This window comes from Microbacterium sp. NPDC090014, assembly GCF_044748285.1.
GTDB lineage: Bacteria > Actinomycetota > Actinomycetes > Actinomycetales > Microbacteriaceae > Microbacterium.
The window spans coordinates 2,144,108-2,169,256 of record NZ_JBIVFS010000001.1 but is presented as its reverse complement, the minus strand read 5'-3'; the positions used below and the strand labels follow the sequence as shown (position 1 = coordinate 2,169,256).

The following is a 25,149-nucleotide window of genomic DNA, read 5'->3' as shown; positions in this document are numbered from 1 at the left end:
GGACGCCCGTCACCCGGAGATCGGGGAGAATGGAGAGGACGAGAGGACACCCGATGATCGAACTGCGCACCCCTGCCGAGATCGACGAGATGCGCGCCGCCGGTCGCTTCGTGGCCGAGACCCTGGCAACCCTGCGCGACGAGACGAAGGTCGGCACGAACCTGCTGTCGATCGATCGCCGAGCGCACGACATGATCCGTAAGGCCGGAGCGGAGTCCTGCTACATCGACTACCACCCGTCCTTCGGCGCCAGTCCCTTCGGCAAGGTGATCTGCACCTCGATCAACGACGCTGTACTGCACGGCCTCCCCCACGACTACACGCTGCGAGACGGCGACCTGGTGTCGCTCGACTTCGCCGTCTCCGTCGACGGATGGGTGGCCGACTCCGCGGTGTCCTTCGTCGTCGGCACTCCCCGCGACGAGGACCTCCGCATCATCGAGACGACAGAGCGCGCTCTCGCTGCGGCCATCGACGCGGCCGTGGTCGGCAACCGGATCGGTGACATCTCGGCCGCCATCGCCGCGATCTCACACGGCGAGGGGTATTCGATCAATACCGACTTCGGCGGTCACGGTGTCGGACGCATCATGCACGGCGACCCCCACGTCCCCAACGACGGTCGCGCGGGACGTGGATTCCCGTTGCGCGAGGGCCTGGTGTTCGCGCTGGAACCGTGGCTGCTCGAGACCACGGACGAACTCGTGACCGATCCCGACGGATGGACCCTTCGGAGTGTGGACGGTTCCAGGGGCGCGCATTCCGAGCACACCGTGGCAGTGACGGCCGATGGTCCGATCGTCCTCACCGACAGGTCATTCCTCGGCGTTCGCTGACCCGCGGGGGTCAGCCGGCGGCAGCGCGCGTTCCCACGCGGCGACCGGACCCTCGAGGACGTGGAACGCCGGATGCGGTTCGGGCACCGAGACCGCGGACCAGAGTCCGAGCACGTCGGGATTGCGCTCCGCGAGCTTCGCGCTGAGATGCGACCATTCCAGCGCGAGCTGGCCGGTGGTCACGGACAGGATCGACTCACCTCTCGCATCCGGTCGATCGATTCGCGATCGGTCGAAGGTATAGCTGCGCACGTCCGCCTCGACGGCGACGCCCCGAAGGTACGCGCCGATGGCATCGAGCGGATCGGGATAGGCACGGAACCGCTCCAGTTGGGGGTGACCGGTGTAGCCACGGGTTCGCCCGGCGAGCACCGCTTGAGCGAGCAGCGCCTCCCGCCAGCAGGCCACCAGACCCTGGCGATCGAGGTACTGCGGGTGCAGTGACCAGATCCTCATGCGCGCCGATAGACGAACACGTCGGTGATGATCGGCAACTCGAGCTGTTCGCGCCCGCGTGTGTCCGGGTCCCCGTCGAGCACCGCTTCGATGGCGGTCGTCATCACCGAACGCGCATCGTCGTCGGCCACGAGGAAGGTGCTCACCGTCGACCAGCGACGGAGGTACGCCTCGCGGCTGATCTGCTCCGTCCAGTGGATCGATTCGCTCGTCACGAACGTGAATCCGGGGAGCTCCGCCGCGGCGGAGCTGGTCGTTCCGTCCGTGTCAGCGACCGCGGGGTGCGCGATACGGTGCGCTGCCCGATCCCACGAACTCGACGGATCCGAGTGGTTCCAGACCAGCCCGAGAGTTCCGCCCGGCGTGAGGATGCGCGAGATCTCCGCACAGGCAGACTCACGATCGAACCAATGGAACGCCTGCGCGACGGCGACGACATCCGCCGTGCCGTCCGGCAACGGAATCCGCTCGGCACTGCCGATGAGGCCTTCCACATCCGGAAGCTTGGCTCGCAGAACCGACAGCATCTGCTCGGAGGGCTCGACAGCGATCACGCGTTCCGCTCGGGCCGACAGCAGTTCCGTGAATTTCCCGGTGCCCGCGCCGAGGTCCAGCGCAGTCCCGATGCGCTGTGGCGCGATGAGCTCGACCGCCTCCACGGGGAATCCGGGACGGTAGCGGTCGTAATCCGCCCCGATCGTCTCGAACGACTTCGCCAGCACCTCATCGACCATGGTGCGACGCTATCAGCCGCCGATTCCGCCAGTACGGAGGCGACGCGGCTATGCCATCCTGAGTCCATGATTCCGGAGGATCGGCATGTGCCAGAACACCTGTTCCTGGTGCGGCACGGGCAGACCTGCTGGAACCTCGATCATCGGCTGCACGGACAACTCGACTCGCCTCTGACCGAGGACGGCATCCTTCAGGCGCAGAGCGTCGCCGCGCGCCTCGTCGACCGAGGCATCACCACCGTGTGCTCCAGCCCGCTCGGCCGCGCGCTCCGGACCGCGGTCATCGTCGCCGATCGGATCGGCGCAGATCTCGTGGAGGTACCGGAGCTCGCCGAGCTCCATCACGGTGAGATGGCCGGCCTGACCTGGTCCGAGATCGATGAACGATTCCCCACCGCCCGCGAGGACCGGGCTGAGAACCGATATGGTTGGGCATTTCCCGGAGGTGAGAGCTACGCCCAGGCGAAGGGACGTGCCCGCCGGGCACTGTCGGTGTGCGGGTGGGCTTCGTCCGGGATCCCGCTGCTGGTGAGTCACGAGATGATCGGACGGCTGCTGCGTGCGGAGCTCCGGGGCCTGGACCCCGCATCCGCGCTCTCGCTGCGGCACCCTCAGGGCGTGGTGTTCGAGATCGACTCGGGGATCGAACGGATCGTCTAGCGGTCGTCGTCCGGCAGCAGATCCGGGCGCCGACGTCGCGTCCGTTCGATCTGCTGATCCCGCCGCCAGGAAGCGATCACGCCGTGATTGCCGCTCAGCAGCACGTCCGGCACCGGTCGCTCTCGCCACACCGACGGCTTCGTGTAAGACGGGTACTCGAGGAGTCCGTCCTCGTGAGACTCCTCGACGAGGCTCGCCGGATTTCCCACGACACCGGGGATCAGGCGACCGATGGCCTCGATCATCGCCATCGTCGCCACTTCCCCGCCGTTGAGGACGTAATCGCCGAGACTGATGAGCCGCACCTCGCCGAGCGATGAGGCGTATTCGAACACCCGCTCGTCGATCCCCTCGTATCGACCGCATCCGAAGATGAGGTGGTCGCGAGTGCTGAGATCGCGTGCGGTGGCCTGCGTGAAGACCTCGCCTGCGGGCGACGGGAAGATGATCGTGGGCCGACTGCCCTCTTCGGACGGAGCAGATGATGCCAGCTCGTCGAGCGCGAGCCCCCAGGGCTCCGGCTTCATCACCATCCCCGCCCCGCCCCCGTAGGGGGTGTCGTCCACGGTGCGGTGACGATCGGACGTCCACTCACGGAGGTCTCGGACACGCAGGTCGAGGATGCCGGTACTCTGCGCCTTCCCGAGCAGGGAGAGCGTCAGACCGTCGAAGTACGACGGGAAGATCGAGAGGACGTCGATGCGCACTGGCGGGCCGAACGAGGGATCAGTCGGTGGCGTCGGAGTCGGAGGACTCCCCCGCCTCCGTCGCATCGGACGCGTCAGGGAGCTCTTCGAAGAGGCCCGCAGGCGGCGTGACGATGACGCGTCCGGCGCTGATGTCGACCGTGGGAACGATCGCCTGGACGAACGGCACCATGATGTCCTGCTCGCCGGACCTGACGATGAGCAGATCCTGCGCAGGGAAATGCTCGACGCGAGCCACCTTGCCCACGACGACGCCGTCACGGACGACGTCGAGACCCACGAGCTGATGGTCGAACCACGCGTTGTCCTCGACCTCGTCGTTGTCCTGATCGATCCAGAGGATGGCTCGGACGAGAGTCTCTGCGCCCTCGCGATCGTCGACATCCTTGAGGAAGACGACGGGGTTGCCGTTCATCACGCGGTATTCGCGAACGACGACGGTTTTGCCATGCCACGGAGATGCCTCAGGCACCTGCAACGTGAACTCGGCTCCCGGAGTGAATCGGCGTTCCGGGTTGTCGGTGTACAGCTCGAGCTTGAGAGCGCCCTTGAGGCCGTGGGCCTTGACGAGGCGCCCCACCCGCAGCTGGTTCTTGCCCTGGTTGCGGTCCTTGGACACCACGTCAGTCATCCGCGACGTCGACCCGGACACGCCGCCCATCCGCGAGAGCGGCGATGAGCGTGCGCAGTGCTTTTGCGGTGCGGCCGCCGCGCCCGATCACTCGACCACGGTCGTCGGGGTGCACACGCACCTCGAGCAGGTCGCCTCTCGGCGTCGTGGAAGCGTTGATGCGGACATCTTCAGGGTGATCGACGATCCCCTTGACGATGTGTTCGAGCGCGGCGGCGAGCACGACGAATTACTCTGCGTCGGCGGCGGGAGCCTCTGCGGCCTCCGCGTCGGCCTTGGCGGGAGCCTCCTCAGCGGGGGCCTCCACCTTCTTCTCGGCCTTGGGCTTGACGACGGACTTCTTGGACGCGTCGATCTCGAACGGAACCTTGGGCTCCTTGACCTTCAGCGTGGACTTCGCGTCCTTGTCGCCCTTGAACTTGCCCCAGTCGCCCGTGATCTTGAGCAGAGCAGCGACCTGCTCGGTCGGCTGAGCGCCGACGGAGAGCCAGTACTGCGCACGGTCGGAGTCGATCTCGATGAACGAGGGCTCCTCGGTGGGGTGGTACTTGCCGATCTCCTCGATCACGCGACCATCGCGCTTGGTCTTCGAGTCGGCGACGACGATGCGGTAGTACGGCGCACGGATCTTGCCCAGGCGCTTGAGACGAATCTTGACAGCCACGATTCTCCTGAATTGTGTGGAAGGTAACGAACCGATCGCCTGGAGAGTGGGGTGCACACCCGGCGGAAGCTCAAATAGGGAGGACGAGTGCTGGATAGAGGGTCGAGCACGTCGTCCGACCTTCTATTCTGCCAGATCCGCGGCCCAGGAGCGAAACGCGGCGACACGACGGTTGCCGTGTCGCCGACAGCGCGTGTCAGACTGTGCTCGTGAAGCTCGATTTCGCGCCATCGGCCCGGTCCACCGTCGGTCTCGAGTGGGAGATCATGCTCGCCGATCCGGTGAGCGGTGATCTCGTCGGCCGCGCCCCCGAGCTGCTGTCGGCACTCGAGGATGAGAGTGCAGAAGAACGGCACACCGTGACGGGCGAGCTCCTCACCAACACGATCGAGGTCACCAGCGGCATCGGCGATTCCGTGGCCCATGCCGTGGACGACATCGCCAACGCGATCACCGCTGTTCGTGCGGCGACGGATCCGGCCGGCATCGAGCTGCTCTCGGCCGGCAGTCACCCGTTCGCGCAGTGGTACCACCAGGAAGTGACCGACAAGACGCGCTACCACACCCTGATCGAGCGCACCCAGTGGTGGGGTCGGAACATGATGATCTGGGGGATCCACGTCCACATCGGCGTGGAGGATCAGCGCAAGGTCATCCCGATCATCAACGCCCTCGCCGCTTATCTCCCGCATCTGCAGGCTCTCTCCGCCTCGAGTCCGTTCTGGGCCGGTGAGCGCACCGGGTACGCTTCGAACCGTGCTCTGGTGTTCCAGCAGCTGCCCACTGCGGGGCTCCCGTGGCCGCTGCAGGACTGGCCGGAGTACGAGGCCTACCTCGACGACATGGTGCGCACCGGTGTGATGGCGGACGCCACCGAAGTGCGCTGGGACATCCGGCCCGCACCGCGGTGGGGGACGATCGAGGTGCGGGCATGCGACGGGCTCTCCACGCTGCCGGAGCTCGCGGCGGTGGCCGCGCTCGTGCAGGTCCTGGTCGAGCATCTCTCGCGTCAGATGGACGAGGGACTCCCCCTCGCGCAGATGCCTGCCTGGTACCACCGGGAGAACAAGTGGCGCGCCGCGCGCTACGGCTTGGACGCGCGGGTGATCGTCGACGCCGCCGGAACCCAGCGTCCCGTGCGGGAGCATCTTGCGGAGGTGCTCGAGGAGCTCGCCCCGGTCGCGGTCGAACTCGGCTGCGTGCGTGAGTTCGGCAGCATCGAGACGATCCTCTCGGACGGCGCGAGCTACGAGCGTCAGCTGACGATCGCGAACGCGACGGGCGGCGACCTCGGTGCAGTCGTCCAGCATCTGATCCGAGAGTTCCGCTCCGGCCCGGAATCCTCGACCGACGAGCCGTAGGGTCAGTCCTCGACGAGCCTGCGCGCGAGTCCTTCATCGAGCACCACGTCCGTGATGAGGTCGGCGGCGATGGCGGCGCGGAGGCTGGCGAGCTTCGGAACACCGGACACCACGCACACGCGTCGGGGCACCCGCCGCAGCCTGTCGAGACCCGGACCCGTCGCCCGTGCGTTGACACGGATGTCCCTCCAGGACCCGTCCGCGCGGAAGAAGACCGTGGCCACGTCGCCGATCGCATGGTCCTCCCGGAGGCTCCGGTAGTCGTCGCGACCGAGATAGCCGCCGACGTACACGCGACTGGGGACCTCCGCGGCCGGAGAGCCGAGACTGAACACGGCGATGTCCATCTTCGACTGCAGGTCGAGCACCCGCAGAGTGCTCCGCTCTCGCCACATCGCCTCGCGCGTCGAGGGATCGTCGAAGAACGCGGGCACGGGGAACTGCTGCACCTGCGCACCGAACGCGCTGCCGAAGCGCTGGAGGATGTCGCTCGAGTACTCGACCCCGCTGGTCTGCGTGTTCCCGGCACCGTTCAACTGCACGAACGTCGTGTTGTGCGTCTCCTTCTGCGTGAGACCACGACTGACCGCGCTGATCGTGGATCCCCACGCGACACCCACGATCATGTTCGAGTCGACGAACTGCGACAGCAGTCGCCCTGCGGTCAGGGCCACCCGCTCGAGCCTCTCGACCTCGCTGACGATCTCCGGGATGGGCACGACGTGGGCCACGAGGCGATGCCTGTCCCGGATGCGCTGCTCCAGCATGCCGAGTCGCTCGAGAGGGGAATTGATGCGGATGTCCACGAGTCCGCTCTCGCGGGCGAAGCTGAGCAGGCGCGACACCGATGATCGCGAGGTCTTCAGCTCCTGCGCGATCACCTCCATGGTCTTGTCCTGCATGTAGTAGAGCTGTGCCGCGGTGAGCGCGGCGATCAGCTTGGAATCGCGCGATCCCGCGTCAGACTGGCGCATGACGACCTCCTCGAGTCGATCTTTGCACATATGTGCAACGGGCTTGCGCGTGGTGGGCGATCAGGTCGAAGCTGGGAGCACGCACAGAGAAGGGTCGAAGATGATCGAGTCGACACACTCATCACCGGAACGCGCGGCAGTCCGCGCCGTCCGTGAGTCCGGACGCACGAGCGTCCTTGTCATCGGAGCCGGGATCAACGGGATCTCCGCGTTCCGTGATCTGGCGCTGCAGGGCGTCGACGTACTGCTCGTCGAGCGAGGCGACTTCGCCTCCGGCGCGTCGGCGGCGTCGAGCCACATGATCCACGGCGGCATCCGCTATCTCGAGAACGGCGAGTTCCGACTCGTGCGCGAATCGGTCGAAGAGCGCAACGGTCTGCTGAAGATCGCCCCGCACTACGTCAAGCCGCTCGAGACGACGATCCCCATCTACTCGACCTTCTCCGGCATCCTGTCCGCTCCCCTGCGCTTCCTCACGCACAAGAGCGGCAAGCCCCAGGAGCGTGGAGCGTTCCTGATCAAGGTCGGACTGACGATCTACGACACGTTCTCCCGCGACGGCGGCATGGTGCCCCGTCACCGGTTCCTGGGTCGCAAGCGCTCGCTCGCCGAGCTCCCCTCGCTCGACCCGAACATCAAGTACACGGCCACCTACTACGACGCGTCGATGCACGACCCGGAGCGCCTCGCGCTCGACGTCCTGCAGGACGGACGCGCCGCACACCCCGGCGCCGTCGCACTGAACTACGTCGAGGCGATCGCGCGGGACGGCGAGAAGGTCGTCCTCCGCGATCGTGAGAGCGGGACCGAGTTCACCGTCACCGCCGATGTCGTCGTGAACGCATCCGGTCCTTGGACCGATCTCACCAACGACGCGCTGGGCAACGACACGCGTTTCATGGGCGGCACCAAGGGATCCCACATCGTCCTCGACCACCCCGAGCTCCTCGAGGCGACGCGCGGACGCGAGATCTTCTTCGAGCACTCCGACGGTCGCATCGTCCTGATCTACCCGCTCAAGGGTCGCGTTCTCGTGGGGACGACCGACATCGATGCAGACCCCCGCGAAGTCCCGGTGTGCACCGAGGAGGAGATCGACTACTTCTTCGACCTCATCCACCACGTCTTCCCGACGATCGACGTGACCCGCGAGCAGATCGTCTTCAACTTCTCGGGGATCCGTCCGCTCCCCCGGCACGAGGACACCGCACCGGGATTCGTCTCTCGCGACTATCGCATCGAAGTCGATGAGAAGGGTGCCGCCCCTCTCGTGAGCCTCGTCGGAGGCAAGTGGACCACCTTCCGAGCCCTCGGCGAATCGCTCTCCGACGTGGTGCTCGGTCTGATCGGTCGCACCCGCACCGTGTCCACCGCCGGACGCGCCATCGGCGGAGGCCGTGACTTCCCGCGCACCGAGAAGGCACGTCGCATCTGGATCCAGGAGAACCTGCCCGGAGCCGGCGATCGCGCCGAGCGTCTTCTCGCCCGATACGGAACCCGCGCCGCGCAGGTCTGGGAGTTCATCGAGCAGGGAGACGACGCGCCTCTGGTCGGCGGCGACCTCTCGACGCGTGAGCTGGCATGGATGGTCGAGAACGAGATGGTCGCGCGACTGCAGGACGTCGTTCTGCGCCGCACCAGCATCGCTTTCACCGGCAATGCCGATGCGGATGTGCTCGAAGAGCTTGCAGACGCGCTGTCTCCTCTGCTCGACTGGGATCGCGCACGGCACGATGCCGAACTCGAGCAGACGCGGGCGCTGCTGAACGAACGCCATGGACTCCAGATCTCGTCACGCGCACGCGGCTGACGAGACATCCGAACACCGCCCTCCACGCGGTGTAATTCCCAACAAGTGCCAGGGCTAAGGGGCCCTGGCACTCAAGAAAGGTCAATGAAGACATGACTGAAGTGAATCTCGGTCTCTACTTCCTCTCGGAGTTCGTCGGCACAGCGCTGCTGATCCTCCTCGGATGTGGTGTGGTCGCCAACGTCGCGCTAGCCAAGAACAAGGGCTTCGGCGGCGGTTTCCTGATGGTCAACTGGGGATGGGGTCTCGCGGTCTTCGTGGGTGTCCTCGCCTCCGCCTACTCCGGCGCCATCCTGAACCCTGCTGTCGGCATCGGCCTTCTCGTCGCAGGAAAGATCGACTTCTCTCAGTTCGCGGTCGCGACCGGTGCTGAGCTGCTCGGCGCGATCGTCGGTGCGATCCTCACCTGGCTGGCCTACAAGCAGCACTTCGACGAGGAGCCCGACCCCGCCAACAAGCTCGGCGTCTTCTCGACCGGTCCCGCGATCCGCTCGTACGGCTGGAACCTCGTCACCGAGGTCATCGGCACGTTCGTCCTCGTGTTCGCGGTCTTCGCGTTCGCTGACTACGGCGACATCGAGATCGGCGTCCCCGGAGGCCTCGGCCCGCTCAGCGCCCTTCCCGTCGCACTCGTCGTGGTCGCCATCGGTGCATCGCTCGGTGGACCGACCGGATACGCGATCAACCCGGCACGTGACCTCGGCCCCCGCATCGCCCACGCCATCCTCCCGATCAAGGGCAAGGGTTCCAGCGACTGGTCCTACTCGTGGGTCCCGGTCGTCGGTCCGCTCATCGGCGGCGTCCTCGCCGCCGTCGCTGCGCCGGTACTGCTCAACCTCGCCTGAACCCGAACCTGACTTCAAAGGAGAACACAATGGCCGACTACATCATCGCCATCGATCAGGGCACCACCTCCAGCCGCGCGATCATCTTCGACAAGAAGGGCAGCATCGTCGCGACCGGTCAGAAGGAGCACGAGCAGATCCTGCCCAAGGCAGGCTGGGTCGAGCACGACCCCGCTGAGATCTGGCGCAACGTGCAGGAGGTCATCGGACTCGCACTGAGTCGCGCCGACCTGACGCGCCACGACATCGCCGCGGTCGGAATCACGAACCAGCGCGAGACCGCTGTGGTCTGGGACAAGACCACCGGCAAGGCCGTCTACAACGCCATCGTCTGGCAGGACACCCGTACGCAGGAGATCGTCGACCGCCTCGCGGCCGACGGCGGGGTCGAGCGGTTCAAGCCCATCGTGGGCCTCCCCCTCGCCACCTACTTCTCCGGCACCAAGATCGCCTGGATCCTCGAGAACGTCGAGGGCGCTCGCGAGAAGGCGGATGCCGGCGACCTCGTCTTCGGCACGACGGACAGCTGGGTGCTCTGGAACCTCACCGGCGGTGTCGACGGCGGCGTTCACGTGACGGACGTCACCAACGCCTCGCGCACGATGTTCATGGATCTCGAGACGCTCGAGTGGCGCGACGACATCCTCGAGGCGTTCGGCGTTCCCCGCTCGATGATGCCCGAGATCCGCTCCTCCTCCGAGGTCTACGGCGCAGCCGAGGACTCGTCACTGCTGCGCGAGACGCCGATCGCCGGCATCCTCGGCGACCAGCAGGCCGCGACCTTCGGCCAGGCCGCATTCAACACGGGCGAGAGCAAGAACACCTACGGCACCGGGTGCTTCCTGATCTTCAACACGGGTGAGGAGATCGTCCACTCGAAGAACGGCCTGCTCACCACTGTCGGCTACAAGCTCGGCGACGGACCGACGCACTACGCGCTCGAGGGCTCGATCGCCGTCACCGGATCCCTGATCCAGTGGCTGCGCGACCAGCTCGGCATCATCGGCTCCGCTCCCGAGGTCGAAGAACTCGCGAAGCAGGTCGACGACAACGGCGGCGTGTACATCGTCCCGGCGTTCTCCGGTCTGTTCGCGCCCTACTGGCGTCCGGACGCCCGCGGCGCCATCGTGGGCCTCACCCGCTACGCGAACAAGAATCACATCGCTCGCGCAGCGCTCGAGGCGGTCGCATTCCAGACCCGCGACGTGCTCGACGCCGTCAACGCGGATGCCGGAGTCGACCTCACGGAACTCAAGGTCGACGGCGGGATGGTCGCGAACGACGCGCTCATGCAGTTCCAGGCCGATGTGCTCGGTGTGCCGGTCGTTCGCCCCGTCGTGGCGGAGACGACGGCGCTCGGCGCCGCTTACGCGGCCGGTCTCGCCGTCGGATTCTGGAACGGACTCGACGATCTCTCCGCCAACTGGCAGGAGGACCGCCGTTGGGAGCCCTCCATGGAAGACGGAGAGCGCGATCGCCAGCTGCGTCTGTGGCGCAAGGCCGTCAGCAAGTCGATGGACTGGGTCGACGAAGACGTGAAGTGACCTCAGATACCTGAGTGGGCGGGCCCGGAGGATTCCTCCGGGCCCGCTTCATCATTCCGGCGCGACGTCATCGACTCGACGACGCGGAGGAAGGCGGACGTGACGTTGCGCGGGGAGCGATCGTCCCAGGCGACGTACTGAACCCGTACGGGACCATCGACGAGATCGACCGCCGCGACGTCGAAGGACGACGTAGCGATCACCCCCGGTGCCAGCAGTGAGATCGCGAGCCCCTGGGAGACGAGACCCAATATCAGCTCAGACGAGTCCGCTTGGAAGGGCACGTCACGTGTGATGCCGGCTGCCGCGAAGGCAGCGTCCGCCTGGGCGCGGCCAGATGTGCCCGCGGGAAAGTCCGCGAAGACCTCATCCGCGAGGTCGGCGAGGCTGACGCCGACATGCCCGGAGATGCGGTGAGCAGGGGATGCCGCGACAACAAGGCGTTCGCGGGCGAGTGCACGAAATGCCACGCTCCGAGGCTCGACGCCCTCTCGCAGTCCCAGCAGAGCGACATCGAGGTCGCCGCGCCGAACGGCCTCCACCAGCGTGTCGCTGTTGCCGACCGTGAGCTCGACCGCGGCATCCGGATGAGCGGCGCGGAACCGTGCGATCGCTTGCGGGACAGGGACGGCGCTGCCCGTGGGGATGACACCGAGATGAAGGGTGCCCACGACGTGGCCGGCCGTGGCAGCCGCAGCGTCACGCGCATCGTGCGCTGCTCTGACCGCCCGATTCGCATGGACGAGGAATGCCTCACCCGCCTCGGTGGTGCGTACGCTGCGGCTCGATCGGACGAACAGCCGCTGCCCGAGTTCCCGCTCGAGAGCAGCTATCTGGTGGCTCAGCGCCGACTGCGTCACGAAGCAGCGCTCGGCGGCGCGCGTGAAACTGGCGGACGACGCGACTTCGACGACGTATCTCAACTGCTGCAGATCCATGCATTCATGATCGCAGCTCATGTGTCAGGTGAGAACCATGCGTTGGACTCATGACTGATAGGCATTCAGGCTGAAGGAATGAACCGCCTCGCCCTGCTGCTGCTCACCGCGCTGGCCCCTCTGTCGTGGGGCACCACCTACATCGTGACGACGGAGTTGCTCCCGACCGGTCATCCCCTCTTCGCAGGACTCCTCCGCGCGCTTCCTGCGGGACTCGTCGCCATGTCGATCGGTCGCGCTCTGCCACGCGGAGCCTGGTGGCTGAGATCTCTCGCACTCGGAACCCTCAACATCGGCGCATTCTTCCCGCTCCTGTTCATCGCCGCGGAAAGGCTGCCCGGCGGAGTCGCCGCCGCCGTCGCGGGTGTCCAACCGCTGACCATCCTCGGACTGAGTGCTCTGCTGCTCGGAGACCGCATCCGCCCTGTCACGGCAATCGCTGCCGCCGTGGGTGCCGGAGGCGTCGCTCTCGTCGTGCTCGGACCAGCAGCCCAGCTCGATGCCCTCGGCATCCTGGCGGCGCTCGGCGGGGTGACTGCGACCTCGGTGGGCATGATCCTCACCAAGCGCTGGGGGCGCCCGGCAGGCGTGGGGGCCGTCGCCTACGCGGGGTGGCAGCTGACTGCGGGCGGGCTGGTCCTGCTGCCCCTCGCCCTGCTGTTCGAAGGCACTCCCCCGACCGTCGACGGCGGAGCAGCGCTCGGGTACGTCTGGCTCGGATCGGTGGGAGGCCTGCTCGCCTACATACTGTGGTTTCGAGGCATCCAGCAGCTGCCAGTGATCGCACCCGGGCTGCTCGCTCTGCTCTCCCCCGTCGTGGCGACTCTGCTGGGCGCACTCGTCGCCGGCGAGAGGTTCACGACGGCTCAGGTCGTCGGTGTCGTTCTCGTCCTGGTCGCCCTCGTCGGAGGACAGCTGACCGCGCTCCGGCGACCCCGCCGGTCGTCACGTGCTCCGGAACCGGTGCTGCCCGCGCGCCGACTCTGAAGGGACGCCTCAGCTCTTGCCGAAGAGCTTCTGGATCTCCGCGAGGTCGGCTTCGCTCGGCGCCTTCGCGCCCCCGAGACCGAAACCCGAACCCGTCGGAGTCGACGTCGGAGCGAGGCCGGCGTTCTCGGCGGCGCGCTTGGCGGGGTTGCCGGAACGCGAACCGCCGGAGGACTTGCCCTTCTTGCCGCGCTTCGACGACGCGCCGGGCTTGCCCATGCCGGGCATCGACCCCATGCCCGGGATGTTCGGGGTGCCGCCGCGCGCGACGGTCTTCATCATCTTCGCGGCCTGATCGAAGCGCTGGACGAGCTGGTTGACATCCGTGACCGTCATTCCCGAACCGCGGGCGATACGCAGGCGACGCGAGCCGTTGAGGACCTTCGGATTGCGGCGCTCACCAGGAGTCATGGAGCGAATGATCGCCTCGGTGCGATCGATCTCGCGCTCGTCGAAGTCCTCGAGCTGCTGCTTCATCTGCCCCATGCCGGGAAGCATTCCCAGCATCTTCTTCATCGATCCCATCTTCTTCATCTGCTGAAGCTGGTCGAGGAAGTCTTCGAGTGTGAACTGCTCGGTCGCGAGCTTCTCGGCCATCTTGACCGCCTCTTCCTCATCGAAGGCCTGCTGGGCCTGCTCGATGAGGGTGAGGATGTCGCCGAGATCCAGGATCCGGCTGGCCATGCGATCGGGGTGGAACGGCTCGAGGTCTTCGAGGCGCTCACCGGTCGATGCGAAGATGATCGGTCGTCCGGTCACGGAGGCGACGGACAGCGCCGCACCACCGCGGGCATCTCCGTCGAGCTTCGACAGCACGACGCCGGTGAAGTCGACACCCTCCTGGAACGCACGAGCGGTGTTCACCGCATCCTGGCCGATCATGGCGTCGATGACGAAGAGAACCTCGTCGGGGTCGGTGGCCTTGCGGATGTCGGATGCCTGCTTCATGAGCTCGGCATCCACACCCAGGCGTCCGGCGGTGTCGATGATGACCACGTCGTGCTGGTGACGTCGCGCATGCTCGACACCGTCACGCGAGACCTTGACCGGGTCGCCCACGCCGTTGCCCGGCTCGGGTGCGTAGACGGTGGCACCGGCCTGCTCGGCGACCACCTGGAGCTGGTTCACGGCGTTCGGGCGCTGGAGGTCCGCCGCGACGAGCAGAGGAGTGTGTCCCTCCCCCTCGAGCTGCTTCGCGAGCTTGCCCGCGAACGTCGTCTTACCCGAACCCTGGAGTCCTGCGAGCATGATGACCGTCGGCGCGGTCTTGGCGAACTGGAGACGACGCTGCTCGCCTCCGAGGATCTGCACGAGCTCCTCGTTGACGATCTGCACGACCTGCTGGGCCGGGTTCAGTGCCTTGTTGACCTCGTCGCCGAGGGCACGTTCGCGCACCTTCGCGGTGAAGTCCTTGACGACCGTGAGCGCGACGTCGGCGTCGAGCAGCGCGCGCCGGATCTCGCGCACTGTGCCGTCGACGTCGGCCGCAGTGAGCTTTCCCTTCGTGCGAAGGTTGCGGAAGGTCTCGGTGAGCCGATCGGAGAGCGTGCCAAAGGTAGCCATGGTGACACCGAGTTTACGCGAATCCTGACCCGTTCTCCGCGCTCGCTGCCGCGGTCCACGGCAACCGCGCGATCGCGCGCACAGCGTCGGCGAATCGATCGCTGACCGAACCGCGACCTGCGCCGCTCTCGGCCCAGGCTCGCACCGCAGCGAGAACCGCGGCGGCCCACGTCGCTGCCGCGATGTCGGCGGTGAGCGCGGGGACGCCGGAGCGCCGGGCGAGATCGGCGAGGGTCGCAGCCAGGCGCGCCTGTCGCCGTGCGGCGTCCTGCTCGAGTTCGTCGTCGAGCCCCATCGCGGACGAGTTGTTGATCGCGAGTGCGAGGCTGTCGGGTGCGAAGTCGTCGACGAGAGCCGAGAGGATGCGTCTGACGTGCGCGCCGTCGCGATCTTCGTGCACCGCGACCAGATCTTCGACCGCACGACCGATGCGGTCGTCGAGACCGGACCAGAGCACGTCGCTCTTCGACGAGAAGTAGTTGAAGAAGCTCGAGCGGCTCACTCCGGCTCGCTGGGTGATGTCGGCGACCGAGGTGGCGTCGTACCCCTGCTCCAGGAACAGCTCGCAGGCAGCCTCGGCGAGAGTCTCCCGCGAAGACGCCTTCGGCCGCCCTGCTCGGCTCGTGCTGCTCATGTCAACACGCTACCGCGCGTCGCTGCGGCGCGCCGCCGTCAGTGCGGAGGAGTATTCTTAGACGCAATCCATCTATTGACGAGAGTGGTCTCCATGCTCGAGATACTGACGGCGGGTCTCGCCCCGACGTACGTCCCCTACACCGTGGGCTGGGATCTGCAGCGCAGCATCCATGCCGACGTCGTGTCCGGCACCCGTCCGGACACGCTCATCCTCCTCGAGCATGAGGCCGTGTACACCGCCGGCAAGCGGACCGAGCCGCAGGAGCGCCCCCACGACGGCACTCCGGTGATCGACGTCGACCGCGGCGGGAAGATCACCTGGCATGGCCCCGGCCAGCTCGTGGGATACCCGATCGTCCGACTGCCCGAGCCGATGGACGTCGTCGCTCACGTCCGCCGCCTCGAGCGCATCCTGATCGACGTGCTCCGTCCGCTCGGCGTCGACGGGTACCAGGTCGAGGGACGCAGCGGCGTATGGGTCCGCCGCCCGCTCTCGGAGGACAAGGTCGCGGCGATCGGGGTGCGTGTGCAGCAGGGCGTCACGATGCACGGCTTCGCGATCAACTGCGACAACACTCTCGCGGGCTTCGGCGGCATCATCCCGTGCGGGATCACCGACGCGGGCGTGACGACGGTGAGCGAGGTCGTCGGTGCTGACGTCTCCCCCGCCGACATCAGCGCCTCCGTGTCCGCCGCCTTCCTCGCCGAATACTCGACCGCCGACCGTGTAGGAGCCTCCAGATGACCGCCGCACCCGAGGGACGCAAGCTCCTCCGCCTCGAGATCCGCAACGCCGAGACGCCCATCGAGCGCAAGCCGGAATGGATCAAGACGAAGGCGAAGATGGGGCCCGAGTACACCGCGCTCCACTCGCTGGTGAAGAGCGAGGACCTCCACACCGTGTGCCAGGAGGCGGGGTGTCCGAACATCTTCGAATGCTGGGAGGACCGAGAGGCGACCTTCCTCATCGGCGGGTCGCAGTGCACCCGTCGGTGCGACTTCTGCCAGATCGACACCGGCAAGCCCGACGCCTACGACACGGACGAGCCGCGCCGGGTCGCCGAGAGCGTCGTGCGGATGAACCTCCGCTATGCGACGGTCACCAGCGTCGCCCGCGACGACCTGCCGGACACCGGAGCCTGGCTGAATGCCGAGACCGTCCGGAAGATCCACGAGCTCAACCCGAACACCGGAGTAGAGCTGCTCGCCAACGAGCACAACGCCGATCCGGCCTTCCTCGGCCAGATCTTCGACGCACGCCCCGAGGTCTTCGCCCACAACGTCGAGACCGTGCCGCGCATCTTCAAGCGTATCCGCCCTGCATTCCGGTACGAGCGCTCGCTCGATGTGATCACCCAGGCACGCAACGCGGGACTGATCACCAAGTCCAACCTCATCCTCGGAATGGGCGAGGAACCGGAGGAGGTCGTCCAGGCGCTGAACGACCTGCACGACGCCGGCTGCGACATCATCACCATCACGCAGTATCTGCGGCCGTCTCCTCGTCACCTGCCTGTCGCACGGTGGGTCAAGCCGACCGAGTTCGTGGAGTTCAAGGAGGAGGCCGAGCGGATCGGCTTCCTCGGCGTGCTCGCAGGCCCCCTCGTGCGCTCGTCCTACCGCGCCGGCCGGCTGTGGGCGCAGTCGATGGTGTCGAAAGGACGCGAGATCCCGCCGCACCTGGCGCACATCGCCGAGAGTGCAGACCTCGGCTTCGCCCAAGCCGTCTGAACTGAGGCGGGAACGGTCAGTCCGCGCTCATCACGGATTGCACGCTGCCGTCGGAGCCGAGGTTCACGAGCAGGACGTCGTCGGTGGTGGTGGCGTCGAGCGCGTACTCCAACACGGCGAAGGGCTCGGACCCACCGTGCTCGTCGGCGAGGATCGTCATGCTCATGAGCCGGAGCGATCGGATGATGTCGACGGCGGCGTCACCGCTCACGTCGACGAGGACGTCTTCGAGCTCGTCACCATACGCCTCCTGCTGCTGAAGGATGTACTCGGTGACCTCGCTCGTGCGATCGTCGACCTCCGCGAGCATGCCCCGCCGCGAGACCGCGTCGACGTTCTCGATCCCCGCGATGAGCGAAGCGGCGATGTCGAGCGCGTCGGCAGAGACATCGTCCTGGTCGGGAGCCGTGAGGTCGACGGTGACGCTCTGGTCACCGAGCTCCACCGTCTCGGACCAGAAGATCGAGCCGTCGGGCCCTGAGGACAGGAGTCCGAAGTAGTCGTGTTCGATCGCCATAACGCTATGAAACCAGCCTCGTGCTCGCGGCGGTAGTCCCGTCGTCAGCCGACGAGCGACTTGACGAAGACATGGGGGGTGAATCCGGTCAGATCATCGATGCCCTCGCCCTGCCCGAGGAGCTTGACGGGGATGCCGGTGCGCTCCTGCACGGCGAGGACGAAACCGCCCTTCGCCGATCCGTCGAGCTTGGTCAGGACGAGACCGGTGACGCCGGCATGCTGGAGGAAGGCCTCGGCCTGCATCACTCCGTTCTGCCCGGTCGTGGCGTCGAGCACGAGAAGGACCTCGCTGATCGGCGCCTGCTTTTCGATCACGCGACGGATCTTTCCCAGCTCATCCATCAGCCCGCCCTTGGTGTGCAGACGACCGGCCGTGTCGATGATCGCGATCTCGATGCCCTCACGCTGGGCGAACTCGATCGTCTGGTAGGCGACGGATGCCGGATCCTGGCCCTCCTGCTGGGGACGGACGATCGCCGCTCCCCCGCGCTGCGCCCAGGTGGCGAGCTGATCGACGGCCGCCGCACGGAACGTGTCGGCTGCACCGACCACCACGCTGCGCTGGAACCCGCGGAGGAACTTGGTGAACTTGCCGATCGTCGTGGTCTTGCCGACGCCGTTGACGCCCACGACGAGCACGACCGCCGGTCGCTCGGTGAGCTTCAGGGTGGTGTCGAACTTCGCGAAGTGCTCCTCGAGCGTCTCGCGCAGCATCCGCTGGAGATCCTGCGGATCGGTCGTGCGGTAGCGCTCGACCTTCTCTCGAAGCTCCTCGACGACCCTCTCGCTGATGTCGGGACCGAAGTCAGCCGTGATGAGAGCGGTCTCGAGGTCCTCCCACGTCGTCTCGTCGATAGTGGGCTTGACGAACATCCCGCGCAGCGCGCGAGTGAGGGACCACGACTTCTCCACCATGACTCCAGCCTACGGGTAGCGCCGTCAGACGGCGGCCGCGCGGTCGCCCACACGCTGCCCGACGACCGCAGAGACGCCGTCCTGACGCATCGACACACCGTAGAGAGCGTCCGCGATCTCCATGGTTCGCTTCTGGTGCGTGATGACGAGCAGCTGCGAGCTCTCGCGAAGCTGCTCGAACACGGTGAGCAGGCGGCCGAGATTGGCGTCGTCGAGCGCCGCCTCGACCTCGTCGAGGATGTAGAAGGGGCTCGGGCGCGCCTTGAAGATGGCGACGAGCAGCGCGACCGCGGCGAGGGAGCGTTCACCTCCCGAGAGCAGGGAGAGCCGCTCGATCTTCTTGCCGACCGGACGCACCGACACCTCGATGCCCGTGGTGAGCATGTTCTCGGGATCTGTGAGCGAGATGCTTCCGGATCCGCCGGGGAACAGCAGCGGGAAGACCTCTCCGAACGCGATCCTCGTGTCTTCGAACGCGCTCGCGAAGATCGTCTGCATCCGCTCGTCGAGATCGGCGATGATCGTGAGCAGATCCTGACGCGTCTGGGTCAGGTCGGCGAGCTGTTCGGTGAGGAATGCATGGCGCTGCTCGAGTGCCGCGAACTCCTCCAGCGCGAGCGGGTTCACGCGTCCGAGTTGAGCGAGCTTGCGCTCCGCATCAGCCAGTCGACGCTGCTGAATCCGTCGATCGAACGGGATCGCCGTGTCGAGCTGCTCGTCATCGGCGGGCTCCGCAGCGGGGTCCCGCGGAACGAGCTGGTCGGGACCATATTCCGCAACGAGAATATCTTCGTCGAGCGCGAGCTCCGACGCCACCCGCTCCAGGAGGCTGTTGAGGTGCAGCTTCTTCTCATGGATCTGCAGCTCGAGACCGTGGACGCTCTCGGTGAGGCCGGCCAACCTCTCCCGCAGCGAGGTCTCCTGCGCGCGCAGAGCCGTCAACTCCTGGTTCTGCGCCGATCGCGCCGACTCCGCCTCGGCCAGCGCGACGCGTGCCTCGGTGACGGACCGATCGATCGAATCGAGGATGCGCGGGAGCTCTAGCGCGACGCCGGATGCCGCCTCGCGCTGCGCACGGCGGATGACGGCCCGGCGCGCTGCCTCGGCAGCCGCGTCCCGCTCCTGCTCGCGCTGCCGCTCGAGACCGACGACCCGGGACTGGGCAGCGCGCACGCGCTCACGCAGCGTCTCGATCTCCAGGCGAGCCCTGACCTCGCCCTCGCGTGCGATCTCGAGCGCTTCGAGCAGTCCGTCACGCGCTGAGGCGTCGAGCACGGGCCGCGGCGCCGCGACAGCGGCGTCCCACTCGGCCTTGGCTGCCTCCGACGCGGCCTCGGCCTCCTGCACCGCGCTCTGCGCCTGCGCGAGCCCGTTCTCGAGTCGCTCGCACTCGGCGACCGCCGACTCGTGGGTGACCGTGATGCGGTTGACCTGCTCGGCGTGCGTCGCCAGCGCGGCATCGTGCTCGCGGAGCGCCCGGAGCGCGTCCTTCGCCAGACGACGGGATGTCTCGACGGACTCGTTCGCGTCCTCACGCGCCTCCCGCAGCGAGTCGACGATGACCTGCACTTCGGCCAGGCGGTCGTTCGCCGCGTCTCGTTCGGCGGCGAGCTCGAGGCGCGAGCGTTCGCCGCCGGAACCCGTGCGCAGAGTCTGAGCGGTGACGACGTCGCCGGCGGTGGTCACGATCGTGGTGGTGGTGTCGCCGGCGAGATCGAGTGACAGTCGCGCGGCACGCGCCGCGTCGAGGCTGTCTGCGATGACCACGTGCGACAGGATGCCGAGGACGCCGTCCGGCGCCGTGACCGTGTCGACCGCGCGGGTCACCCCATCGATGGCGGGCAGCTCGATCAACGGACGCGCGGAGTCGGCGATCACGAAATCGACCACTCCCCGTCGCTGCTCCGACGCGTCGCCGGCGAGGTCGAACGCATCGTCCGCGCCGTCGACGAGGACGCCTTCGGCGAGGGGACCCAGCACCGCCGCGACGGCGGCTTCGAATCCGCTCCTGACCTGCACCGAGTCGCCCACGAGTCCGCGTATCCCCGGACCGCCGGTCTTCACGATCTCCGCGGCTCCTCCGGAGATCGCGAGCGCGCTCCCGAGCGCCGCCGACTTCGCGGTGAGCGCGTCGACCTCGCGTTCCGCCGCGTGCAGCCGCTCTCGGAGTGTCTCCCGCTCGGCTTCGGCCGCCGTCGCAGCCCGCTGCGCGCTCTCGTACGTTGCGGAATGCTCGGCTGCCGTGCCCTCAGGCGCCTCTGCATCGGCGATGGCCTCGAGGGCTTCCGCTGCGTCACGACGGCGCGCGTTCGCCGCCTCGAGAGCGTTCTCCTGCCGAAGAACCGCGCCCCGCACGGCAACGAGAGCGGACGCGGCCGCATCGGCTGTGCCACGCAGCGAACTGATGCGCATGTCGTACGCCGACACCAGCGCGCTCTGTTCGGCGATGTCGACGTCGAGAGTGTCGAGTTCGGCGCGCGCGAGCATCACCTCGCGGCTCGCCACGGTCGCCGCTTCCTGGGCGTCACCAAGGCCAGCGGAAATCACGGTGATCTCATCTTTCGCCTCGTCGATCGTGCTCTGCGTGACCGTGACGGCGGTCACGGCCGCGTCATCGTCGTCCGAGCCGAGCAGCGCGAGCCGCTGATTGGCCAGAGTGTAAAGCCCGCGCATCCGCTCCTGCACCTGCTCGAGACCGAAGGCGACGCTTCTCGCCTGGTCCACCGCGGCCGAGTTCTGATCCTGCTCGAGCCGTGCGATGTTCGCCCGCACCGCCTCCGCCTGATCGGACAGCACCAGTCGTTCGGTATGTCTCTCGTTCTCCGTGCGCGTGTGATCGGCCAGGGCGGTGCGCAGCGCCACGACGTCGTCGGCGAAGATCCGGGCCTTGGCATCGCGGACGACAGCGGCGATCGTCTGCGCCTCTCGCGCGATCTCGGCCTGGCGTCCCAGCGGCTTCAGTTGACGGCGGATCTCACCCGCGAGGTCGCTCAATCGCGTGAGGTTGGTCTCCATCGCATCGAGCTTGCGAAGGGTCTTCTCCTTGCGCCGCCGATGCTTGAGGATGCCGGCGGCCTCTTCGATGAAGCCACGACGGTCTTCCGGCGATGCCTGGAGCACCGTGTCCAGCCGGCCCTGTCCGACGATGACGTGCATCTCGCGTCCCAGCCCGGAGTCGCTGAGGAGCTCCTGCAGATCGAGCAGGCGGCAGTTCTCTCCGTTGATCGCGTATTCGCTCGATCCGTTGCGGAACAGAGTCCGGCTGATCGTGACCTCGGCGAACTCGATCGGCAGTGCCCCGTCGCTGTTGTCGATCGTCAGCTGCACCTCGGCGCGGCCCAGCGGCCCCCGGGTCGAGGTGCCTGCGAAGATGACGTCTTCCATCTTGCCGCCGCGCAGCGTCTTGGCCCCTTGCTCGCCCATGACCCAGGCGAGGGCGTCCACCACGTTGGACTTGCCTGACCCGTTGGGCCCGACGATGCAGGTGACACCCGGCTCGAAGACGAAGCTGGTCGGCTGCGCGAAGGACTTGAACCCCTTGAGGGTCAGGCTCTTCAGATGCATGCGCGTACCGCGTCTCGGGGGTGAATCACGCCCATACGCTACCGGAATGACGGCTCAGAACGGGCATCCCGCGCGGGTTCGCAGTGAACCGGAATTCCGCGCGACACGCCGATCCACGCCGGTCATGCTTGACGGACACGCCCGGGTTTCGCTACCGTAACCTCCGGATCGCCACACGAAAGGAGGTTACCGATGATCACTCAGCTCACTGCTCAGGCCACTGGCCTCGCCGCGCCATTCGCGCCGCGCTCTGCGCACTCGGTAACCGCCGGCGTCCGTCGAAGCGCTCTCTCGTAGAACCGCAGCCCGAGAACTCTGCCCCGAACGATCCACCGGTCTCCGACCTGTGACGGGGCTTCTCGCCCGCTCTACTCCGCGCTCCGCCCTCTGATCCTCTCCGGATCACGGCTCTCCGCCGATCCCGGTGCTCGCCTTCGGGCGCACCGGGCTCTCGACTCTCACCGCGCACCGCCGCCCTTCAACGAAGGCCCTGCGGCCGCGTTCGCCGCACCCATCACCACCATTCATCTCGAAGGAATCATCGTGAACACCACGCTGTACCGCAGCATCCCCCACCCTCCGGATACCGAGGACCAGCAGGTCCTCCACATCCCCGCACCGGATGAGCTGCGGCGCCTCGCGCTGGCAGATCGTCTCTCTCTCCGGATCGGCCTCTGGCTGCTCCAGAGGGCACAGCGCCCTCGCCCGGTACGTCGTATCGCCGCCGCCGAAGCGGATGCGCTGCGTCTCGATCGACGTGATCGCACGCCCGGCGAGACCTACGCCCTGCTCACCTACGACCTGCAGCGTCAGCTGCGCTGACCTGGAGATCGCCATGAGCATTCCGCTCACCCCTGATGCGTCGCTGCATCCGCTCGTGCTGCCGGCACGAGCGGATGCAGCTGACGCCGCCGAATTCCGCGAGCTCGCCCGCGTTCGCAACGCCGTCTACCGAGAGCTCACCGGACGCACCGAGCAGGATCTGACGCCAGAGGCGCTGCTTCCGATCCTGCGCTCTCGCAAAGAGCGCACGACTGCCGTGTGGGCGGTGCGCGTCGGAGGCGAGATCGTCGGGCGCACAGTCATCGACATCCCTCATGAGGAGGGGTCGCGTGTGGCGATCGCCGCGATCGAGATCCTCCCCCGTGTCTGGGGTCAGGGGATCGGAACCGCGATCCTGCCGCACGTCGAGGCCTTCGCCCGTCTCCACGGCCGCGCGGTCATTCAGAACTGGACGGAGCAGCCGGCCAGCGACGGACCCAGGCTGCAGGCGAAGACGGGCTTCGGCAGCGTTCCGGACGATCACGTCGCACGATTCCTCATCCGCCACGGATTCACCCTCGAGCAGGTCTATCGGGTGAGCCGCCTCGCGGTCACCCAGGAGACGGTTCAGCGTGCCGAGGAGCTGCGGGAGGACGCGCGAGCGCGCTCACAGGACTATCGCGTGCTCCAGTGGATGCTTCCGACGCCACCGGAGCACGTCGACGGCTACGCATGGCTCAAGTCGCGCATGTCGACCGACGCCCCCTCGGCCGATCTCGAGACCGACGAGGAGGCCTGGGACGCAGAGCGTCTGGTCGCCACGGAGAAGAGAGTCGCGGAGATGGGCCAGATCATGCAGGTCACTGTCGCGCAGCACATCCCGACAGGCGAGCTCACCGCATTCACCGAACTCGGAATCGGTCCGGATCCCACCGCCACCACACACCAGCACGACACCCTGGTGCTCACCGAGCACCGCGGCCATCGTCTGGGGCAGCTCGTGAAGTGCGAAGCGTTCCTGTCGTGGACAGGCATCGCTCCCGCGTCACGCGACGTGATCACTTACAACGCCGAGGAGAACCGGCCGATGCTCGCCATCAACGAGGCGATGGGATTCACCGCCGTCGCCTATGAAGGCGCGTGGAAGAAGGAGCTGTCATGACGACCAGCACACTGACGATCACACCTCTGGCCGTCCCCCGCGCGCTGGACGCCGAGGATGCCGCGGACTTCCGCGCATACGGAGAGCTCAACAGGCAGATCTGCGAGGAGCTGGTCGGTCTGCCCGACATCGCCCCCGATGCCGCGCAGATGCTCGCATCGTGGCAGGATCCCAGCGATACCCTGCAGACGGGGTTCGTCGCCAGGCTCGGAACCGAGATCGTCGGCATGATCACTCTCTCCTACGCTCAGGAGGCGGAGGCGAACGCCGCAGAGGCGGACCTCCTCGTGCCGGCGAGCCAATGGGGACGCGGTGTCGAAGACGCTCTCCTGTCGCTCGCCGAGTCGGAGGCGCGCGCACACGGCCGATCCCTGGTGCAGACCTGGACGCTGCACAGGCCCATGGAGTCAGACCGGATGATCACACCGCGAACGGGGTGGGGTCGCATTCCGGCGATTCCGCTGTCGGACGCTCTCGTCGCCCGCGGATATGAATTCGAACAGGTCGAACGCAACAGCGAGCTCGATCTGCGCTCCGACCCCGCCCCGCTGCGGGCCGCTCTGGAATCGGCGAAGACCGCCGCCGGCGACGATTACCGGGTGCTCCAGTGGATGGCGCCGACACCGCCCGAGTTCCGTGACGGGTACGCGGCGATCCTCGCTCGCCTGTCTACCGACGCCCCGAGCGGCGACATGGACTTCGTCGCCGAGGAGTGGGATGCAGAACGTGTCGTGCGCCGTGAGCGACGGCTCACGGGGGCCGGTCAAGCTCTGTCGATCGTCGCGGTGCAGCATGTGCCCAGCGGAGACATGGTGGCCTACAACGAGCTGCTCGTCGGGGCGGACCGCGCAGGAGTGACCCACCAGCTCGGCACTCTGGTGTCTCGCGAGCACCGCGGGCACCGTCTCGGCACGATCGTCAAGTGCGCGAATCTCCTCCGTTGGAGAGAGCTCATGCCGCTCACCCCGACGGTCTCGACGTTCAACGCAGAGGAGAACCGTCCCATGTTGAGCATCAACGAGGCGATCGGTTTCGCGCCTGTCTCCTATGCGGGAGCGTGGCAGAAGCGGATCTGATCGAGATCATCCGAGCGGTGTACGCGGCTGGCCACGGATCATCCGCCCGGCCGACGCAGCGGTCTCCATATGGC

The 25,149-nt window shown here is 67.1% G+C and carries 25 protein-coding genes; 12 read left to right on the top strand and 13 right to left on the bottom strand.

Annotated features, from left to right (window positions below; all coding sequences use genetic code 11):
• Nucleotides 1-53 precede the first annotated feature (53 nt).
• Nucleotides 54-836 (top strand): type I methionyl aminopeptidase, encoded by a 783-nt coding sequence (gene map / locus ACIPV5_RS10250; RefSeq protein ID WP_053095949.1) that lies wholly within the window; start codon nucleotides 54-56, stop codon nucleotides 834-836.
• On the opposite strand, the gene ACIPV5_RS10245 is transcribed toward map, so the two are convergent.
• Both ACIPV5_RS10245 and ACIPV5_RS10240 read right to left on the bottom strand, forming a co-directional pair.
• Nucleotides 816-1,292: a pyrimidine dimer DNA glycosylase/endonuclease V gene (locus ACIPV5_RS10245; protein WP_400340967.1), complete on the bottom strand. Its 477-nt coding sequence runs from the start codon at nucleotides 1,290-1,292 to the stop codon at nucleotides 816-818. The two genes, map and ACIPV5_RS10245, sit on opposite strands and share 21 nt — an antisense overlap.
• The gene (locus ACIPV5_RS10240) at nucleotides 1,289-2,026 is read right to left on the bottom strand and encodes a class I SAM-dependent methyltransferase (RefSeq protein WP_400340966.1); all 738 of its coding nucleotides are present in this window, start codon (nucleotides 2,024-2,026) and stop codon (nucleotides 1,289-1,291) included. The genes ACIPV5_RS10245 and ACIPV5_RS10240 overlap by 4 nt, the downstream gene beginning before the upstream one ends.
• Before the next feature lie 87 nt (nucleotides 2,027-2,113).
• Between ACIPV5_RS10240 and ACIPV5_RS10235 the strand changes: the two genes are divergently transcribed.
• Nucleotides 2,114-2,686: a histidine phosphatase family protein gene (locus ACIPV5_RS10235; RefSeq protein WP_400340965.1), complete on the top strand. Its 573-nt coding sequence runs from the start codon at nucleotides 2,114-2,116 to the stop codon at nucleotides 2,684-2,686.
• Here the strand turns inward: ACIPV5_RS10235 and trmD are convergent.
• The 4 genes from trmD to rpsP are packed head-to-tail and all read right to left on the bottom strand — an operon-like array spanning nucleotide 2,683 to nucleotide 4,688.
• Nucleotides 2,683-3,393, bottom strand: a complete 711-nt coding sequence (gene trmD / locus ACIPV5_RS10230; protein WP_053095944.1) for a tRNA (guanosine(37)-N1)-methyltransferase TrmD — start codon at nucleotides 3,391-3,393, stop codon at nucleotides 2,683-2,685. The two genes, ACIPV5_RS10235 and trmD, sit on opposite strands and share 4 nt — an antisense overlap.
• Nucleotides 3,394-3,412: 19 nt before the next feature.
• Complete coding sequence (gene rimM / locus ACIPV5_RS10225; RefSeq protein WP_053095943.1) at nucleotides 3,413-4,024, bottom strand: ribosome maturation factor RimM; 612 nt, start codon at nucleotides 4,022-4,024, stop codon at nucleotides 3,413-3,415.
• Nucleotides 4,017-4,247, bottom strand: a complete 231-nt coding sequence (locus tag ACIPV5_RS10220) for an RNA-binding protein (RefSeq protein ID WP_053095941.1) — start codon at nucleotides 4,245-4,247, stop codon at nucleotides 4,017-4,019. The genes rimM and ACIPV5_RS10220 overlap by 8 nt, the downstream gene beginning before the upstream one ends.
• Nucleotides 4,248-4,253: 6 nt before the next feature.
• Nucleotides 4,254-4,688, bottom strand: a complete 435-nt coding sequence (rpsP, locus tag ACIPV5_RS10215; RefSeq protein WP_053095939.1) for a 30S ribosomal protein S16 — start codon at nucleotides 4,686-4,688, stop codon at nucleotides 4,254-4,256.
• A 209-nt stretch (nucleotides 4,689-4,897) separates the two neighbouring features.
• Between rpsP and ACIPV5_RS10210 the strand changes: the two genes are divergently transcribed.
• Complete coding sequence (locus ACIPV5_RS10210; protein ID WP_400340964.1) at nucleotides 4,898-6,049, top strand: glutamate--cysteine ligase; 1,152 nt, start codon at nucleotides 4,898-4,900, stop codon at nucleotides 6,047-6,049.
• 2 nt (nucleotides 6,050-6,051) lie between these two features.
• On the opposite strand, the gene ACIPV5_RS10205 is transcribed toward ACIPV5_RS10210, so the two are convergent.
• A complete protein-coding gene (locus ACIPV5_RS10205; RefSeq protein ID WP_053099094.1) occupies nucleotides 6,052-7,023 on the bottom strand; it encodes a sugar-binding transcriptional regulator in 972 nt (323 codons plus the stop codon).
• Nucleotides 7,024-7,123: 100 nt separating this feature from the next.
• Between ACIPV5_RS10205 and ACIPV5_RS10200 the strand changes: the two genes are divergently transcribed.
• The 3 genes from ACIPV5_RS10200 to glpK all read left to right on the top strand — a co-directional run bounded on the left by ACIPV5_RS10200 (nucleotide 7,124) and on the right by glpK (nucleotide 11,222).
• A complete protein-coding gene (locus ACIPV5_RS10200; protein ID WP_053095938.1) occupies nucleotides 7,124-8,833 on the top strand; it encodes a glycerol-3-phosphate dehydrogenase/oxidase in 1,710 nt (569 codons plus the stop codon).
• Between the two features lie 92 nt (nucleotides 8,834-8,925).
• Nucleotides 8,926-9,678: an MIP/aquaporin family protein gene (locus ACIPV5_RS10195; RefSeq protein WP_053095936.1), complete on the top strand. Its 753-nt coding sequence runs from the start codon at nucleotides 8,926-8,928 to the stop codon at nucleotides 9,676-9,678.
• Nucleotides 9,679-9,707: 29 nt separating this feature from the next.
• The gene (gene glpK / locus ACIPV5_RS10190) at nucleotides 9,708-11,222 is read left to right on the top strand and encodes a glycerol kinase GlpK (RefSeq protein WP_053095934.1); all 1,515 of its coding nucleotides are present in this window, start codon (nucleotides 9,708-9,710) and stop codon (nucleotides 11,220-11,222) included.
• A gap of 2 nt (nucleotides 11,223-11,224) precedes the next feature.
• Here glpK and ACIPV5_RS10185 read toward each other — a convergent pair whose 3' ends face one another.
• The gene (locus ACIPV5_RS10185) at nucleotides 11,225-12,160 is read right to left on the bottom strand and encodes a LysR family transcriptional regulator (RefSeq protein WP_400340963.1); all 936 of its coding nucleotides are present in this window, start codon (nucleotides 12,158-12,160) and stop codon (nucleotides 11,225-11,227) included.
• Between the two features lie 78 nt (nucleotides 12,161-12,238).
• Here ACIPV5_RS10185 and ACIPV5_RS10180 point away from each other — a divergent pair, with 78 nt between their 5' ends.
• Nucleotides 12,239-13,147, top strand: a complete 909-nt coding sequence (locus ACIPV5_RS10180; protein WP_400340962.1) for an EamA family transporter — start codon at nucleotides 12,239-12,241, stop codon at nucleotides 13,145-13,147.
• Nucleotides 13,148-13,156: 9 nt separating this feature from the next.
• Here ACIPV5_RS10180 and ffh read toward each other — a convergent pair whose 3' ends face one another.
• Both ffh and ACIPV5_RS10170 read right to left on the bottom strand, forming a co-directional pair.
• Nucleotides 13,157-14,710 carry a signal recognition particle protein gene (ffh, locus tag ACIPV5_RS10175; RefSeq protein WP_053095928.1) on the bottom strand — a complete coding sequence of 518 codons (1,554 nt, stop codon included), beginning with the start codon at nucleotides 14,708-14,710 and terminating at the stop codon, nucleotides 13,157-13,159.
• Between the two features lie 13 nt (nucleotides 14,711-14,723).
• Nucleotides 14,724-15,344: a TetR/AcrR family transcriptional regulator gene (locus ACIPV5_RS10170; protein ID WP_053095926.1), complete on the bottom strand. Its 621-nt coding sequence runs from the start codon at nucleotides 15,342-15,344 to the stop codon at nucleotides 14,724-14,726.
• A gap of 93 nt (nucleotides 15,345-15,437) precedes the next feature.
• Here ACIPV5_RS10170 and lipB point away from each other — a divergent pair, with 93 nt between their 5' ends.
• Together lipB and lipA are read left to right on the top strand one after the other, a co-directional pair.
• Nucleotides 15,438-16,091: a lipoyl(octanoyl) transferase LipB gene (gene lipB, locus ACIPV5_RS10165; protein ID WP_053095925.1), complete on the top strand. Its 654-nt coding sequence runs from the start codon at nucleotides 15,438-15,440 to the stop codon at nucleotides 16,089-16,091.
• Nucleotides 16,088-17,077 (top strand): lipoyl synthase, encoded by a 990-nt coding sequence (lipA, locus tag ACIPV5_RS10160; RefSeq protein ID WP_053095923.1) that lies wholly within the window; start codon nucleotides 16,088-16,090, stop codon nucleotides 17,075-17,077. The genes lipB and lipA overlap by 4 nt, the downstream gene beginning before the upstream one ends.
• A gap of 16 nt (nucleotides 17,078-17,093) precedes the next feature.
• On the opposite strand, the gene ACIPV5_RS10155 is transcribed toward lipA, so the two are convergent.
• The 3 genes from ACIPV5_RS10155 to smc are packed head-to-tail and all read right to left on the bottom strand — an operon-like array spanning nucleotide 17,094 to nucleotide 22,075.
• Nucleotides 17,094-17,594 (bottom strand): DUF2004 domain-containing protein, encoded by a 501-nt coding sequence (locus ACIPV5_RS10155; RefSeq protein ID WP_053095921.1) that lies wholly within the window; start codon nucleotides 17,592-17,594, stop codon nucleotides 17,094-17,096.
• A 44-nt stretch (nucleotides 17,595-17,638) separates the two neighbouring features.
• Complete coding sequence (gene ftsY, locus ACIPV5_RS10150; protein ID WP_400340961.1) at nucleotides 17,639-18,511, bottom strand: signal recognition particle-docking protein FtsY; 873 nt, start codon at nucleotides 18,509-18,511, stop codon at nucleotides 17,639-17,641.
• Nucleotides 18,512-18,535: 24 nt separating this feature from the next.
• Complete coding sequence (smc, locus tag ACIPV5_RS10145; protein WP_400340960.1) at nucleotides 18,536-22,075, bottom strand: chromosome segregation protein SMC; 3,540 nt, start codon at nucleotides 22,073-22,075, stop codon at nucleotides 18,536-18,538.
• A gap of 543 nt (nucleotides 22,076-22,618) precedes the next feature.
• Between smc and ACIPV5_RS10140 the strand changes: the two genes are divergently transcribed.
• From ACIPV5_RS10140 to ACIPV5_RS10130, 3 genes are read left to right on the top strand one after another with little or no spacing between them, the layout of a single operon-like run.
• Entirely contained in the window at nucleotides 22,619-22,897 is a 279-nt protein-coding gene (locus ACIPV5_RS10140; RefSeq protein WP_053095916.1) for a hypothetical protein, read from the top strand.
• 13 nt (nucleotides 22,898-22,910) lie between these two features.
• Nucleotides 22,911-23,999 carry a GNAT family N-acetyltransferase gene (locus ACIPV5_RS10135; protein ID WP_400340959.1) on the top strand — a complete coding sequence of 363 codons (1,089 nt, stop codon included), beginning with the start codon at nucleotides 22,911-22,913 and terminating at the stop codon, nucleotides 23,997-23,999.
• Nucleotides 23,996-25,075, top strand: a complete 1,080-nt coding sequence (locus ACIPV5_RS10130; protein WP_400340958.1) for a GNAT family N-acetyltransferase — start codon at nucleotides 23,996-23,998, stop codon at nucleotides 25,073-25,075. The genes ACIPV5_RS10135 and ACIPV5_RS10130 overlap by 4 nt, the downstream gene beginning before the upstream one ends.
• The last annotated feature ends 74 nt before the right edge of the window (nucleotides 25,076-25,149 follow it).

Excerpts from the sequence above, each read along its gene's own strand:
- map (WP_053095949.1), top strand. The coding sequence starts at position 54 with ATGATCGAACTGCGCACCCCTGCCGAGATCGACGAGATGCGCGCCGCC.
- ACIPV5_RS10245 (WP_400340967.1), bottom strand. The coding sequence starts at position 1,292 with ATGAGGATCTGGTCACTGCACCCGCAGTACCTCGATCGCCAGGGTCTG.
- ACIPV5_RS10240 (WP_400340966.1), bottom strand. The coding sequence starts at position 2,026 with ATGGTCGATGAGGTGCTGGCGAAGTCGTTCGAGACGATCGGGGCGGAT.
- rimM (WP_053095943.1), bottom strand. The coding sequence starts at position 4,024 with ATGACTGACGTGGTGTCCAAGGACCGCAACCAGGGCAAGAACCAGCTG.
- ACIPV5_RS10205 (WP_053099094.1), bottom strand. The coding sequence starts at position 7,023 with ATGCGCCAGTCTGACGCGGGATCGCGCGATTCCAAGCTGATCGCCGCG.
- ACIPV5_RS10200 (WP_053095938.1), top strand. The coding sequence starts at position 7,124 with ATGATCGAGTCGACACACTCATCACCGGAACGCGCGGCAGTCCGCGCC.
- ACIPV5_RS10195 (WP_053095936.1), top strand. The coding sequence starts at position 8,926 with ATGACTGAAGTGAATCTCGGTCTCTACTTCCTCTCGGAGTTCGTCGGC.
- glpK (WP_053095934.1), top strand. The coding sequence starts at position 9,708 with ATGGCCGACTACATCATCGCCATCGATCAGGGCACCACCTCCAGCCGC.
- ACIPV5_RS10185 (WP_400340963.1), bottom strand. The coding sequence starts at position 12,160 with ATGGATCTGCAGCAGTTGAGATACGTCGTCGAAGTCGCGTCGTCCGCC.
- ACIPV5_RS10180 (WP_400340962.1), top strand. The coding sequence starts at position 12,239 with ATGAACCGCCTCGCCCTGCTGCTGCTCACCGCGCTGGCCCCTCTGTCG.
- ffh (WP_053095928.1), bottom strand. The coding sequence starts at position 14,710 with ATGGCTACCTTTGGCACGCTCTCCGATCGGCTCACCGAGACCTTCCGC.
- ACIPV5_RS10170 (WP_053095926.1), bottom strand. The coding sequence starts at position 15,344 with ATGAGCAGCACGAGCCGAGCAGGGCGGCCGAAGGCGTCTTCGCGGGAG.
- lipB (WP_053095925.1), top strand. The coding sequence starts at position 15,438 with ATGCTCGAGATACTGACGGCGGGTCTCGCCCCGACGTACGTCCCCTAC.
- lipA (WP_053095923.1), top strand. The coding sequence starts at position 16,088 with ATGACCGCCGCACCCGAGGGACGCAAGCTCCTCCGCCTCGAGATCCGC.
- ACIPV5_RS10155 (WP_053095921.1), bottom strand. The coding sequence starts at position 17,594 with ATGGCGATCGAACACGACTACTTCGGACTCCTGTCCTCAGGGCCCGAC.
- ftsY (WP_400340961.1), bottom strand. The coding sequence starts at position 18,511 with ATGGTGGAGAAGTCGTGGTCCCTCACTCGCGCGCTGCGCGGGATGTTC.
- smc (WP_400340960.1), bottom strand. The coding sequence starts at position 22,075 with ATGCATCTGAAGAGCCTGACCCTCAAGGGGTTCAAGTCCTTCGCGCAG.
- ACIPV5_RS10135 (WP_400340959.1), top strand. The coding sequence starts at position 22,911 with ATGAGCATTCCGCTCACCCCTGATGCGTCGCTGCATCCGCTCGTGCTG.
- ACIPV5_RS10130 (WP_400340958.1), top strand. The coding sequence starts at position 23,996 with ATGACGACCAGCACACTGACGATCACACCTCTGGCCGTCCCCCGCGCG.